Genomic DNA, 12,216 nt, shown 5'->3' on the forward strand with positions numbered 1-12,216 from the left:
GCCGCCCTACAGCCAGTCGTTCTCGCGGGCGATCCGTATGGCGTCGCACCGGTTCCGGGCGCCGGTCCTGGCGATGGCCGACGAGACGTAGTTGCGCACCGTCCCCGGGGACAGCGACAGCTGGTGGGCGACCTCGCCGATGGTGCTGCCGGCGGCCACCAGCCGCAGGACGGCGAGTTCCCTGCGGGTCGGGGTGCCGGGGCTCGGCCGGATCGCCACCAGCACCAGTTCCGGGTCGAAGACCCGGCGCCCCGCGGCGAGTTCGCGGACCGTGCCGATGAGCCGTTCGGGCCGGACGTCCTTGCGGAGCATGCCGTGCACCCCGTCGGCGTAGGCGCGCTGCACCTCGTCGGCGCGGGGCGCCGCACCGAGCAGCAGGACGGCGGTGCGCGGGGAGAGCGACCGGATCAGTTCGGCGGTCCGCAGTCCGCCCGCTCCCGGTACGTCGAGGTCGACGATCGCGATGTCGGGCCGGCCCCCGGCGGCCTGGGCGACGGCGCTGTCCGCGTCGCACGCCTCGGAGCTGACGGTGAGGTCCGGTTCGCGGTCGAGCAGGGCGCTCAGGCCCGAGCGGAAGAGGTGGTGCCCGTCGGCGAGCAGGACGCTCGTGGTCGTGGTCGGCGCGGCGACCGTGCTCGGGGCCTGCGGGATGGGCGGGAGGTCCTGCGGTCGGTCGAGTGCCGTGGTCATGTGTCCCTGCTCCCTTCGTCCCCGGATGCGAACCGCTGCTCAGCCCCAGCCCCAGGTGTCCGGGTGCGTCGGGTCGGGCGTGACCGGCGGGTGGGTGGGCGCCGGGGTGGGCGTCGGTGCCGGGGTGGGGCCGTCGGCGACGACGCTGACGGAGTGGGCGGGAGCGGTGGCGGGGGACGCGGCGCCCAGGGAGCTTCCCACGGAGACGGACGCACCGAGGATGACAGCGACAGAGGCGATGGATACCGCGAGCTTGCGCATAGGAATGCCCGAGCCTTCCGTTCGTGGGGATCCCGGACTCCCGCCGGGGTCATGGTCGAACCGGTGTGAAACCGGCTGGTGGTGCTGGTGGTTCCCGCTGCGGATGATCCGGCTGCCGTGCCGTTCTTCCGACACCATGAGAGTGGCCCGCGGGCGGCCCGGCTGTCAGTAGCCAGAGCTGTCACCAAGCTGCACTGGCACTCTCGGGCCAGCCTCGAACGCCGGACGAGCGGCTCGAACGGCCCTGGGGCCCCAACCACCCCTGGAACACCACGAACACCACCCGTCCCAAGCCCCCGCGCCGAAGCCCCCACAGTGGCCGGTCCATGGCGTATGGCAGGAAGGTGACACCGCGGGGGAACAGGGGGTGCAGGAGCGGTAGAAGGGGTTCCCTTTACAACTCTCTGAACTGCGTCTTTACCGCGCGCCCGCGGGCGGCCCGGGATCGATATGTCCGCGCACCCCGTCCGGCCACGCGTTTTCCCCAGAATCCGAGCTTCCGAAGCCCTCACCTAAGGTTGCTGTACGGCTACGCTGACGCCCTGAGTCGTGCGTCGAACACCTTCAGCGGGGTGTTCCTCGGCGGCGTTTTTGTCACGGGCGGGTGCGTCGAAAGCTGGCCACCCAGGGGAGCTCGGGGGGTACCAGTTGAGTGAACGGCTAGTTCTTGACGCGGTGGCCGAGGGGGTCTATCGGACGATGCTCATGCATCCCGAGTTGGACATCCCCGACGTGGCCGACCTGCTGGAGCAGTCGGTGGAAGCCATACACGGTTCGCTGGACCAGCTCGCTGACCTCGCGCTGGTCCGCCCGGCAGGACCGGCCGGGCGCTGGCGAGCGGTGAATCCGGAGTTGGGGCTGGCCGCCATGCTGGCCCGCCAGGAGGCGGAGGCACAGCGCAGGCAGCACGAGATGGACCGCAGTCGCAACGCGATGGCCAGTCTGATCACCGAGTTCGCGACGGCGCGGCCAGCCAACAGCTCCTCCGGGGTCGAGATCCTCTGCGACCTGGGGGAGGTGCGGGTCCGGCTGGAGGAACTGGCGGCCGACGCGGCCGGTGAGGTGCTCTCCTTCGCTCCCGGCGGGCCGCAGCCCGCGCACGTCATGGAGGCCAGCCGCGACCTGGACCAGGAGACGCTCGACCGCGGGGTGCGGATGCGGACCGTCTACCTCGACAGCGTCCGCAACGACCCCGCCACCGTGCAGTACGCGCGCTGGCTCAGCGAGTTGGGCGGCAGCGTCAGGACGACGCCGACCCTGCCGCTGCGCATGATCATCGTGGACGGCAGGACCGCCGTGGTCCCCGTCGACCCCGAGGACCCGCGCAAGGGCGCGGTGCTGCTGCACAGCCCGGGGGTCATCGCGGCGCTGCGGGCCCTGTTCGAGCAGGTGTGGGACCAGGCGCGGGCGCTCGGTGAGACCCCGACCCGGGACACGACCGGACTGACCGTCCAGGAACGCCAGTTACTGCGGCTGCTCGCGTGCGGCCTGACGGACGAGCGGGCCGCGCAGCGGCTGGGGGTCTCGCTGCGCACGATCCGCCGCATGATGGCGGACCTGATGACCCGCGTGGACGCGCGCAGCCGCTTCCAGGCGGGCGTGCAGATCGCGGCCATGGGCTGGCTCGGTGCCCGCGCACCCGCCCCGCTCGGCGTCGACATCGCCGCGGTGCCCGTGGAGTGACGGCGGGCGGCGGCCGCTCTGCCGGCGGGCGGGCGCCGGCGGGACCGACCCCCCGCCGTCAGCCGGTCAGCGGCCGCCCGCACCGCAGGTTCCACCGGCCCGCGCGGCCGGAGAGCTCGGTGACCGTCAGCGGCAGCACGTCCATGCGCCAGAACGCCTGCGGCGGCAGGCCGAGGCCGTGCACGACGGCGGCGCGCACGACGGCGGGCTCCACGACCGCGAGCACCCGCCCGCCGTCCGGCGCCCGGCCGTCCAGCCAGCCGCCGACCCGGGCGCACAGCTCCGCCAGCGCCTCGCCGCCGTGCGGGGCCGCGCCGGGGTCCGCCAGCCAGTCGGCCACGCCCTCCGGCTCCGCGGCCGAGACCTCGTCCAGCCGGAGCCCCCGCCAGCGGCCCAAGTCCCAGTCCCGCAAGGCCGGCTGCTCCGCGGCGTCGACCCCGAGGAGGTGCGCCGTGCGGCGGCAGCGCACCGACGAGGCGGTCGAGTACGCGCCCGCGCCCGGCAGTTCGGACGCTCCCGCACGCGCCCGCCGCTCTCCGGCGGCCGTCAGCGGGCTCGTTCCGTCGTCGAAGCGCGCCTGCCCGAAGGCCTCGCTCTCCGCCGACGAGACCAAGAACACACGCACCGTCATCCCCGCCGCCCTCCCTTGCCCCAGCAGCCCCGCAGTGGAGCACATCGTCGCAGGTTGGCGCGTAACGCCGTGTGCACGGCCTTGGCCGCGGGTAGGGCTACACGGTACGGTTCAGCCCGACACGACGACGGTGTGAACGGAAGCCCGGTGAGAATCCGGCACGGTCGCGCCACTGTGAACCCGGCCCAGCCCGGTAAGTCAGACCCGGCACCTTCGTCATCAGCACCACCAAGTGGGACGCGTGTTCCCGAGGAGGCACTGCCATGGCCCAGTCCGCTGCACCCGCGGCCGCCAGTCCGGCCCTACCGATCACCCCGCTGCCGCTCAAGGCGATCCTGCCCTGGGCCGTGTTCTTCGGCATGCTGGCGCTCGTCCTGCTGTACTTCGTCGGTGCGGAGCAGGGCGCCACGTCCCTGGTCGCCGGAACGGGCGTTCACGAGTGGGTCCACGACGGACGCCACCTGCTCGGCTTCCCCTGCCACTGATCGGAAGCCGCACCGATGAACTCCACCACAGTGCGCTCCCTGCTGGTCCGGGGGATGCTCGCCGGCCTCGGCGCGGGCCTGCTGGCCCTCGTCGTCGCCTACTTCCTGGGCGAACCGCGGATCGACGCGGCCATCGCCTTCGAGGACTCCCACTCCCACGAACACGAGATGGAGATCGTCAGCCGCTCCCTGCAGTCCACGGCAGGACTGGCGACCGGTGTGCTGGTCTTCGGCGTCTGCCTGGGCGGGATCGCGGCCCTCGCGTTCTGCTTCGCCCTGGGCCGCGTCGGCCGCTTCACCCCGCGGGCGACCGCCGTGCTCATCTCGGGCGCGGCGCTCCTGACCGTCTTCCTGGTGCCGTTCCTGAAGTACCCGGCCAACCCGCCGGCGGTCGGTGACCACGACACGATCGCCAAACGGACCACCCTGTACTTCCTGATGATCGCGCTGAGCGTGCTCCTCGCGGTGGCCGCCGTCATCCTCGGCAAGCGGCTGGCACCGCGGCTGGGCAGTTGGAACGCCAGTGTCGCTGCCGGGGCCGCGTACCTGGTCGCCATCGGGCTGGCCTACGTCTTCCTGCCCGCGATCAACGAAGTGCCCGCGGACTTCCCACCCACGGTGCTGTGGCAGTTCCGGGTGTCCGCCATCGCGGTCCAACTCACCTTGTGGACCGCTTTCGCCCTCACCTTCGGCTACCTCGCCGAGCGCGTGCTCACGCCCCGGCCCGCCCGGAGCGCGGACGCGGACGTGAACGGCGAGAGCAGCACCGCCGCCCGCACGGCCGCCTCCGCCGGCTGACACCGACCGACACGACCGCAGCCCGCCGGGGCCACCCCGGCGGGCTGCCGTCGCGCCCTGCCGCGCCCCGGCACCGCGCCGAAGGAGCCCGCGTGACCACCCCCCTCTCCCGGCCTTTCGCGGCCCGGCCCTGCACCCTGGTGGTCTGCCGGGGGTGCTGCTGCGGCAACGCCGGCAAGCACCCGGGCACCGACCACCAGGGGCAGTTGGACCGGCTGCGTGCTGCGGCCGCCGACTCCGGCGGCCGGCTCGCCCTGCGCACCACCGACTGCCTCGGCCCGTGCGACCAGGCGAACATCGTCGTCGTCCAGCCGTCCGCCGAAGGCCGCCGCAAGGGCGGCCGGGCGGTGTGGATCGGCTTCGCCACCGACGACGGCTCGACCGACGACATCCTCGCCTGGGTGGCCGCCGGCGGCCCCGGCGAGACCGCCCCGCCCGCCACCCTCGCCCTGCAGATCGTGACCCCGCGCCCCGCCACCCCGTCACGCCGCAGCCGCTGAGCGGCGTGTCCGCCGGAGGCCGTCAGGAACGCTGGGGGGCCGCGATGTCGGCGGCCGGGAGCGTGGCCGGGTGCGGTTCGGAGCCCCCGGGTCCGGCGCCGAGGCCCGCTCTGACGCGGGCGCGCACCAGCTCGACCGCGGGGGAGCCCACGAAGGCGTCCGAGACCTGGATGAGCCAGGCCGTCTCCGCCTCGACGCTCGCCCGGACCTGCGGCGGGACGTACGCCTCGCAACCGCCCGCCGTGGAGCGGCGGCCCGCGCGGGCGGCCTCCAGGGCGGCGGCGATGGTCGCCGCCTCCACGATGGGGGCCAGCCGTTCCGCGTCCGTGCCGAGGTCCGCGCCCTCCGCCTCGGCGGTCCAGGCCGCGACCTCAGGATGGAAGTACGGGCGCAGCGCCAGGTGCCCGTCCCGGATCTCGATGATGCGGCGGTACAGCGCGAACCGGGCACCGAGCGGCAGCATGAGGCCCAGCCGCAGGGCGGGCCCGGTCAGGGAGATCTCCGGCAGCGCGGCGTGCATCGCGGTCCACAGCGGGCCGATCCTGCGGTAGCCGTGCCACGCGCGCAGCCAGCCGCCCGGGGTGGGCAGCGACCGCCCGGACGGCATCAGGTGCCGCAACCCGGCGGCCGCTTGGTGCGCCGCGCTCCAGGGCGGCCCGATCCAGCGGTAGCCGTGCCACGCCCGCAGCCGGACCGCCGCCCGGTGGACCCGGGCCGCCACGGGCGGCCACCAGGACGCGGACGTCGTCCCGCCCAGGCCCAGCGTGAGGCAGGCCAGGGCGGTGAGCGCCGAGGCCGTGCTCTCGCAGCCGTCCTCCCGGCCGGTGGACAGCGCGGAGAGCACGTCACCCAGGCTCCACACCGTCCACAGCAGCCCCAGGGCCGCGCTCGCGGTGATCAGCCCGAGCCCGCCGCGCAACCGCCGCGACCCGAGGTAGCGGCTGTGCCGCCGGATCAGCACGATGAAGACCGTCAGGCACCAGGCGGTGTGCAGGGTGAGCAGGATGTTGTACGCCGCGAGGAACCCCTCCCGCCCGTCGGCCGCGACCAGGTCCCGCCCCTCGCGGGTCACTCCGGCGCACAGGTACGCCACGAGGCCGGCCACCATGACCACCGACGTGCCGGCCAGCTGCCGGCGGACGGTCTCGCGGCTGTGCGGCTCGGCCCCGGCCGAGCGCGCGACCAGCGCCAGGAACGCCATCGCCGCCAGGTTGCAGCACTGTCCCGCGGGCGCGGTCCACAGCGCGAACGGCCCGGTCCGCCCGGCCAGCCGGGTGGTGGCCGGGGACAGGACGGCGAGCGAGCCCCCCAACGACACCGCGCAGCCGAACAGATGGCGTACGGGAGCGCCGGTCGTGGTGCCGCGGAGGGTGCGGAGTTTCCAGCAGACGCCCGCCAGGACGATCAGACAGCCGGTCAGGGCGACCGCGTCGGTCACCTATCGGTCCCTGTGTCGGGAAGCATCCGACCGGGCAGCGTGCGCAGGGGTCCGACGACCGCGGTGGTCCGGATCGGGGTGGCGCCGGGGATCCCGACGATGGGCCCGAGCCGGGCGAACGCCCCGGCGATGTCCAGGTCCGCGTCCTCGGGGAGCCAGGGGTCACGCGGGCGTCTGACCTTGCGGGCAGGCCGGTGCAGGGCGAGGGAGGCGATGAGTTCGGCCTCCTGCTCCTGGACGTCGGAGTAGACGCTGCGCCCCAGCACCCGGTGGACCAGCTCGCCCGACAGGTGGGGCAGCAGCACCCGGGAGGCGGAGGAGCCGAGGTGGGCGACGCCGGCGTGGCCGCGTACGAGGTGTCCCACCTCGTGCAGCAGGATGTGCTGCTGGTGCAGGGCGCTGGTGCTGGTGGGATAGCCGATGTAGTCGGCGCGGTCGGTGGTCACCAGCATGCCGCAGGGTGTGCACGCGTGCGGTGGCAGGGGCACCAGCACCAGCGGTCGTCCCCGCTGTTCCGCCAGCGCGTCGGTGAAGGCGGCGGCGTCGAACGGCCGGGGCAGCGGCAGCGCCGCCACCGTGCGCCGACATCGCCGCCATAACAACTTGTTCTGCTGTTCCGCGTAGTCCCCCATCAGACCCTCCCCGGGCAAGGCACACACAACGATCAGCAACCGCTCATGAGCGATATGAGCGATGAGCGATCCTATGCCCAGGGGTGGACCAGTGGATATCAGTCCGCGCGGCGCAATCCCGCCTCTCTGCGGGCGATGACCTCGATCATGTCGCTGATGGTGCCCAGTCCTTCGGGCGACAGGTTGACCGCGCGCAGCGCCACCTCGCGTACTCCCGCGTCCCGCAGCGCCCCGAGGAGCTGGAGCTCCTGCGCGATCTGGGCGCTCTGCTGGTCGTCGAAGAAGTACATCGGGGGCACCTGAAAAAATTGCGCCAGTGCTTCGAGGTGCCGTTTGGTCGGATTGTCCCTTCTGCCCGTACGCAGTTGCCACAAGTAAGTGGCCGAAAAGCTCTCCCCGGTGGCCTCGCGGCACGCCCGCGCCACTTCCTCGTGGGTGTACGGCGTGTGGTCAGGGCCGCGGACGACGTCGAACAGCCGGTCGATCTTGTCCGCGAGCGTCGGGGTGCCGGACGTCGGATCAGGCACCGCATACCTCCCTTGGTCGAGTGCCCTGCGTTATCGCCTGTGGTGAGCGCGGGTGGAGAGCGCTCTGCGTTCTTCGCATCTTAGTTGGTGCCGCTCGAGTTCTGACCGTCCCTGCTGTGGAGACCGGGTGCATGTTCACCGGGTTGTAAAGCTGATCCCAACTGGCCGAATGTGAGCGGTCGTTGGCTGGTCAGCGAATGGGCCGTCCTGTCAGATGTACGCCGTGTCCGACTGTTGACGGCCGGGAAGGACCCATGCCAGCCTGTGAGCGGAGATGAATGGGGCCGCAAACTTCATTCACATCAGTCTCCGTCTCATGCGTCACCCAGACCCTCCCGGCTGTCGGGAGCTTCGGGCGCGACCGTGCCCGACGAGCGTCACATCACGGAAAAGGAGCACAACATGAAGAAGATCGTCGTTCGCAAGGCCGGGACCGTCCGTCTGACCTCCGCCGCGGCTTCCTGCTACTGCGGTGGCACGCCCGTCCTCGCCTGACCCCTTCCTTCCGAGCCGCGGCGTGCCGGTGCTGACCGGCCCGCCGCGGCTCGCGGAACTCCCGCCGGTCCGGGCCACGCTGTCCGCGGCCCGGGCCGGCACCTTCACGGACCAGTGACAGTGAGGTAGTGATGGACGTCGCGGCAGTGGACCTCGACCGACCCCTGAGGCTGTACCCGCTGACCTTCCTCGAAGAGGGCGACGAGGTCACCGTGGGCCGGGCCGACATCGATTCCTACGGCCTCTTCCCCGCCGACGGCGCCGCGCTGCTGCGCCGCCTGGAGACCGGCGAGACCCCGAACGACGCGGCCCGCTGGTACAACGCCGAGTACGGCGAGACCGTGGACATGGTGGAGTTCCTCGAAGTGCTGGAAGCCTTCGAGCTGCTCGTGCCGGACGGCGAGGAGGTCGTCGCGGCGGGCAGGGTGCGCTGGCAGCGGCTCGGCCGGGCGGTGTTCTCGCCGGTGGCCTGGGTGCTGTACGGACTGCTGTTCGTCGCGGGCATCGTCGCCATGTTCCGCGAGCCGGCCGTGGTCCCGACCTACCACAACATCTTCTTCACCAGCTCGTCCCTGGTGGCCCTCGCCCTGGGCAACGTCCTCGGCCAGGCGCCGTGGATCCTGCTGCACGAGTCCTACCACGCACTGGCCGGACGCCGGCTGGGACTCAACTCCTCGCTCAGCATCGGCCGGCGCTTCTACTACCTCGTCTTCCTGACCAAGCTCGACGGCCTCGTCGCCGTGCCCCGGCGCAAGCGCTACCTGCCGATGCTCGCGGGCATGCTCGTCGACGTCCTGGTCGTCACCGGACTGACGCTGCTCGCGGTGCCGCTGGTCTCGTCCGACGGGTTCGCCGGATTCATGGGCCGCTTCCTGCTCGCGATGGCCTTCGGCACCCTGCTCCGGTTCGCCTGGCAGTTCTACTTCTTCCTGCGCACCGACCTGTACTACCTCGCCATCACCGTCCTGGGCTGCAACGACCTGCAGACCGTCTCCAAGGGCATGCTGCAGAACCGGCTCTACCGGCTGATCGGGCGGCGCGACAAGCTCGTCGACCCCGAGACCTGGACCCCGCGCGACCGCGAGGTCGCCCGCTGGTACGTCTGGCTGATGGTCACCGGCTACGCGATCCTCACCGGACTGCTGGTCACCGCCGTCATCCCGGCCGCGATCCGGATCACCGAGATGGCCGTCAGGAAGCTGTTCTCCGACATCTCGCCGCTGAACGTCCTGGACGTGACCGTCTTCCTGGTCCTCAACTTCGGCGAGCTGATCCTCGCGGGCATCATCGCCGTCCGCGGCTACCGCCGCCGCAGCACCGTCGCCACCGCCAACTGACCCGACCGAGCCGCAGCCCGGCAGAACAGCAGCCCGACGGGCGCGCAGCCCGCACGCCGTACGACGCAACGCAGAGGAGCAGTCCGCATGAACGAGGTTGTCCCCACTCACCACTGGGTTCGCGGCGGCCTGCGCAGGGACCGCGAGGCCGCCGTCGGGCGGCTCGGCCTGGCAGGACCGGTCATGGCGGTGGACGCGCACCGCGGACTGCGCGGGCCGTACACCGCGGCCGGCACCCTCGTCCGCGCCATGGTCCCCGACGTCCTGCGGCGCGACAGCAAGCTGGTCGAGCGCTACGACATCGAGCTGCTCTCCGCCGCACCGGACCTGCGCGAGCTCGTCCCCAACTCCCGCGAGACGCTGACCTCGATGGCGCTGCCGGCCGAGCGCACCCGCTACTACGCCCGGCTGCGCACCACGCGCATCTCCAACGGCCTGGTGGAGTTCGTGCGCGACGGCCTGACCGCCGACGGCCCGCGCGTCCTCGTCGTGGAGAACGCCGACCAGGCGGAGGCCACCGACCAGGAGTTCCTCACCGCCCTGGTGCGCCGGATCGACCCCGCGCAGCTGACCGTCGTCGTGTGCGGCGGCGCCGCGGGCCCCGCCGACGAGGCGCTGCTCGCCGTCCTCGCGGCCCGAGCCCGGCTCACCGAGGTCGGCGAGGGCGCTCCGGCGCCCGCCGGACCCGACGACGCGTGGACCTACGTCGCCTCGGACTGCACCACCGACGAGCCGGCGCCGCGCGCGGCCTACGAGGCGCTCGACCCGGCCGCGCGGGCCGAGCTGCACGACCGGCGCGCCGCCGAACTGGCCGAACAGGACGACGAGTCGCTGCGCCTGGGCGCCATCGCCCACCACCTGGAGCACGGCTCCGACCCGGGCGAGGCGGGCGTGCACGCGGTCTTCCACGCGATGGACCACTGCCTGTGCAACGGGTTCTACGAGGCGTGCGTCGACTACGGCCGGCGCGGACTGGCGCTCGTCGACCCCAGGACCGAACACGACCGCTGGTGGGCCTTCACCAAGGGCGTGACGCTCTGCCTGTCCATCCTCGGCCGCACCTACGAGGCCGAGAAGCTGGACGACCAGGCCCGGCTGAACTCCGTCAAGCCCGCCGTCCACATGGCCGCCGCCTACAACACGGCCATGCTGTACACCCGGCACAACGACCCGGAGGACCGCGACGAGTTCAAGGCCAAGGCCTGGCTGAACTCCGCCATCGCCACCGCCTCACTGATCGAGAACCGCAGCGACCGGGCCTTCCAGAGCGCGTTCTACAAGAACGGCCTGGCGCTGGTCGAGGTCAACCTCGGCGAGCCGGCCGAGGCGCTGCGCCTGGTCGACGAGGCGATCAGCAGTCTCGACGAACTGCTCGGCCCGGACGAGCACGTCCTGCACCGCTCGGTGCTGAAGAACAACCGGGCCCGGGTCTACCTCAGCCTCGGCCGGATCGAGGAGGCGCTCGCGGACTACGCGATCGTCATCCAGGAGGACCCCAACCACGCCGAGCACTACCTGGAGCGCGGCAACATCCTGCGCCGCCTGGGCCGCCCCGAGGAGGCCCTGGAGGACTACGCGCGGGCCATGCGGCTCTCCCCGCCGTTCCCGGAGATCTACTACAACCGGGGGGACCTGCGGCTCAACGAGGGCGACACCGAAGGCGCGCTCGCCGACTTCGGCTACGTGATCGAACTCGTCCCGGAATTCGTCGACGCGTACGTCAACCGGGCCGGCGTGCTGCTGGAGGCCGGCGAGCTGGACGCCGCCGAGCAGGACGCCGTCACCGGACTCGGCTACGAGCCCGACAACCCCTACCTGCACGCCGTCCTGGGCCAGGTGCACGCCGAGCGCGAGGAGTTCGCGGCCGCCCGGGCCGCCTTCGACCGCGCGCTCGCCGTCGACCCGGACATGATCACGGCACTGTCCGGGCGCGCCTCCCTCGCGTACGACATGGGCGAGCTGGACACCGCCGCCGTCGACCTCGGCCACGCCGTGGAGCTGCAGCCGGACGATCCCGCGCTGCGCTACAACCGGGCCTTCGTCCACCAGGACACCGGCCACTGGGACGAGGCCCTCGCCGACCTGGAGATCGCCGCGGATCTGGCGCCCGAGGACCCCGACATCACCGAGGCGCTGGACACCTGCCGGCGCAAGGCGGCAGCCGCACGATGAGCGCCGACGGTGCGGTGACGACGGACCGGGCGGTGCGCGAACAGCAGCGGCCGCTGCGGTCGGTGCTGGGCCGCTTCGCCACCGGCGTGGCGGTCGTCACCGCCGTCCGCCGGGGGCGCCCGGCCGGACTGACGGTGAACTCCTTCACCTCCCTGTCCCTCGACCCGCCGCTGGTCCTGTGGTGCCTCAACCGCGCCTCCACCCACCGGGCCGCCTTCACCGCCGCCCCGCACTTCGCGGTCCACCTGCTCGGCGCCGACCAGGGCGAACTGGCGACCCGCTTCGCCGGCCCCGGCGACCGCTTCGACCGGATCACCACCCGGCCGGGACCGCACGGAGTACCCCTCCTGGACGGCACGATCGGCACCCTGATCTGCCGCCGCGACCGCATCGTCCCCGCCGGGGACCACCTCATCCTGATCGGTGAGGTCCTCGACCACCACGCGGAGCCCGGTGCGCCGCTGCTCTTCCTCGACGGCCGCTTCCACCGCGGTCCGGCCCCTGAAAACGACGCGAACCGGTAGCCACCGGCCGGACGCCGACTAGAGTCGGTGCACCGCGAGACGT

13 protein-coding genes and 1 riboswitch are annotated in these 12,216 nt (G+C 72.5%); of the genes, 7 read left to right on the forward strand and 6 right to left on the reverse strand.

The window, feature by feature from the left end; genetic code table 11:
* Positions 1 to 6: 6 nt before the first annotated feature.
* Positions 7 to 690 (reverse strand): response regulator transcription factor, encoded by a 684-nt coding sequence (locus ABZ721_RS30400; RefSeq protein ID WP_358791967.1) that lies wholly within the window; start codon positions 688 to 690, stop codon positions 7 to 9.
* 39 nt (positions 691 to 729) lie between these two features.
* Positions 730 to 891, reverse strand: a complete 162-nt coding sequence (locus ABZ721_RS30405; protein WP_358791968.1) for a hypothetical protein — start codon at positions 889 to 891, stop codon at positions 730 to 732.
* A 759-nt stretch (positions 892 to 1,650) separates the two neighbouring features.
* Here ABZ721_RS30405 and ABZ721_RS30410 point away from each other — a divergent pair.
* Positions 1,651 to 2,634: a LuxR C-terminal-related transcriptional regulator gene (locus ABZ721_RS30410; RefSeq protein ID WP_358791969.1), complete on the forward strand. Its 984-nt coding sequence runs from the start codon at positions 1,651 to 1,653 to the stop codon at positions 2,632 to 2,634.
* A 58-nt stretch (positions 2,635 to 2,692) separates the two neighbouring features.
* Here the strand turns inward: ABZ721_RS30410 and ABZ721_RS30415 are convergent, their stop codons facing one another.
* Positions 2,693 to 3,265: a histidine phosphatase family protein gene (locus ABZ721_RS30415; RefSeq protein WP_358791970.1), complete on the reverse strand. Its 573-nt coding sequence runs from the start codon at positions 3,263 to 3,265 to the stop codon at positions 2,693 to 2,695.
* A 138-nt stretch (positions 3,266 to 3,403) separates the two neighbouring features.
* Positions 3,404 to 3,469: riboswitch (cobalamin riboswitch) on the forward strand.
* Between the two features lie 59 nt (positions 3,470 to 3,528).
* On the opposite strand from ABZ721_RS30415, the gene ABZ721_RS30420 reads away from it, so the two are divergent.
* From ABZ721_RS30420 to ABZ721_RS30430, 3 genes are all read left to right on the forward strand, one after another.
* Complete coding sequence (locus ABZ721_RS30420; RefSeq protein ID WP_358791971.1) at positions 3,529 to 3,750, forward strand: CbtB-domain containing protein; 222 nt, start codon at positions 3,529 to 3,531, stop codon at positions 3,748 to 3,750.
* A 15-nt stretch (positions 3,751 to 3,765) separates the two neighbouring features.
* Positions 3,766 to 4,548 carry a CbtA family protein gene (locus tag ABZ721_RS30425; RefSeq protein ID WP_358791972.1) on the forward strand — a complete coding sequence of 261 codons (783 nt, stop codon included), beginning with the start codon at positions 3,766 to 3,768 and terminating at the stop codon, positions 4,546 to 4,548.
* 92 nt (positions 4,549 to 4,640) lie between these two features.
* A complete protein-coding gene (locus tag ABZ721_RS30430; RefSeq protein ID WP_358791973.1) occupies positions 4,641 to 5,048 on the forward strand; it encodes a (2Fe-2S) ferredoxin domain-containing protein in 408 nt (135 codons plus the stop codon).
* 22 nt (positions 5,049 to 5,070) lie between these two features.
* Here the strand turns inward: ABZ721_RS30430 and ABZ721_RS30435 are convergent, their stop codons facing one another.
* From ABZ721_RS30435 to ABZ721_RS30445, 3 genes are all read right to left on the reverse strand, one after another.
* Entirely contained in the window at positions 5,071 to 6,486 is a 1,416-nt protein-coding gene (locus ABZ721_RS30435) for an MAB_1171c family putative transporter (RefSeq protein WP_358791974.1), read from the reverse strand.
* Complete coding sequence (locus ABZ721_RS30440) at positions 6,483 to 7,118, reverse strand: ParH-like protein (protein WP_358791975.1); 636 nt, start codon at positions 7,116 to 7,118, stop codon at positions 6,483 to 6,485. The genes ABZ721_RS30435 and ABZ721_RS30440 overlap by 4 nt, the downstream gene beginning before the upstream one ends.
* A gap of 98 nt (positions 7,119 to 7,216) precedes the next feature.
* Positions 7,217 to 7,645 (reverse strand): XRE family transcriptional regulator, encoded by a 429-nt coding sequence (locus ABZ721_RS30445; protein ID WP_358791976.1) that lies wholly within the window; start codon positions 7,643 to 7,645, stop codon positions 7,217 to 7,219.
* Between the two features lie 626 nt (positions 7,646 to 8,271).
* On the opposite strand from ABZ721_RS30445, the gene ABZ721_RS30450 reads away from it, so the two are divergent.
* The 3 genes from ABZ721_RS30450 to ABZ721_RS30460 all read left to right on the forward strand — a co-directional run bounded on the left by ABZ721_RS30450 (position 8,272) and on the right by ABZ721_RS30460 (position 12,173).
* Positions 8,272 to 9,477, forward strand: coding sequence for a hypothetical protein (locus tag ABZ721_RS30450; RefSeq protein ID WP_358791977.1), 1,206 nt, complete (start codon positions 8,272 to 8,274; stop codon positions 9,475 to 9,477).
* Positions 9,478 to 9,564: 87 nt separating this feature from the next.
* Positions 9,565 to 11,649, forward strand: a complete 2,085-nt coding sequence (locus ABZ721_RS30455) for a tetratricopeptide repeat protein (RefSeq protein WP_358791978.1) — start codon at positions 9,565 to 9,567, stop codon at positions 11,647 to 11,649.
* Positions 11,646 to 12,173, forward strand: coding sequence for a flavin reductase family protein (locus ABZ721_RS30460; RefSeq protein WP_358791979.1), 528 nt, complete (start codon positions 11,646 to 11,648; stop codon positions 12,171 to 12,173). The genes ABZ721_RS30455 and ABZ721_RS30460 overlap by 4 nt, the downstream gene beginning before the upstream one ends.
* Positions 12,174 to 12,216: the final 43 nt, after the last annotated feature.

Origin of the sequence: Streptomyces sp. NPDC006733 (assembly GCF_040636125.1) — a bacterium.
In the GTDB taxonomy this organism is placed as follows: Bacteria; Actinomycetota; Actinomycetes; order Streptomycetales; family Streptomycetaceae; genus Actinacidiphila.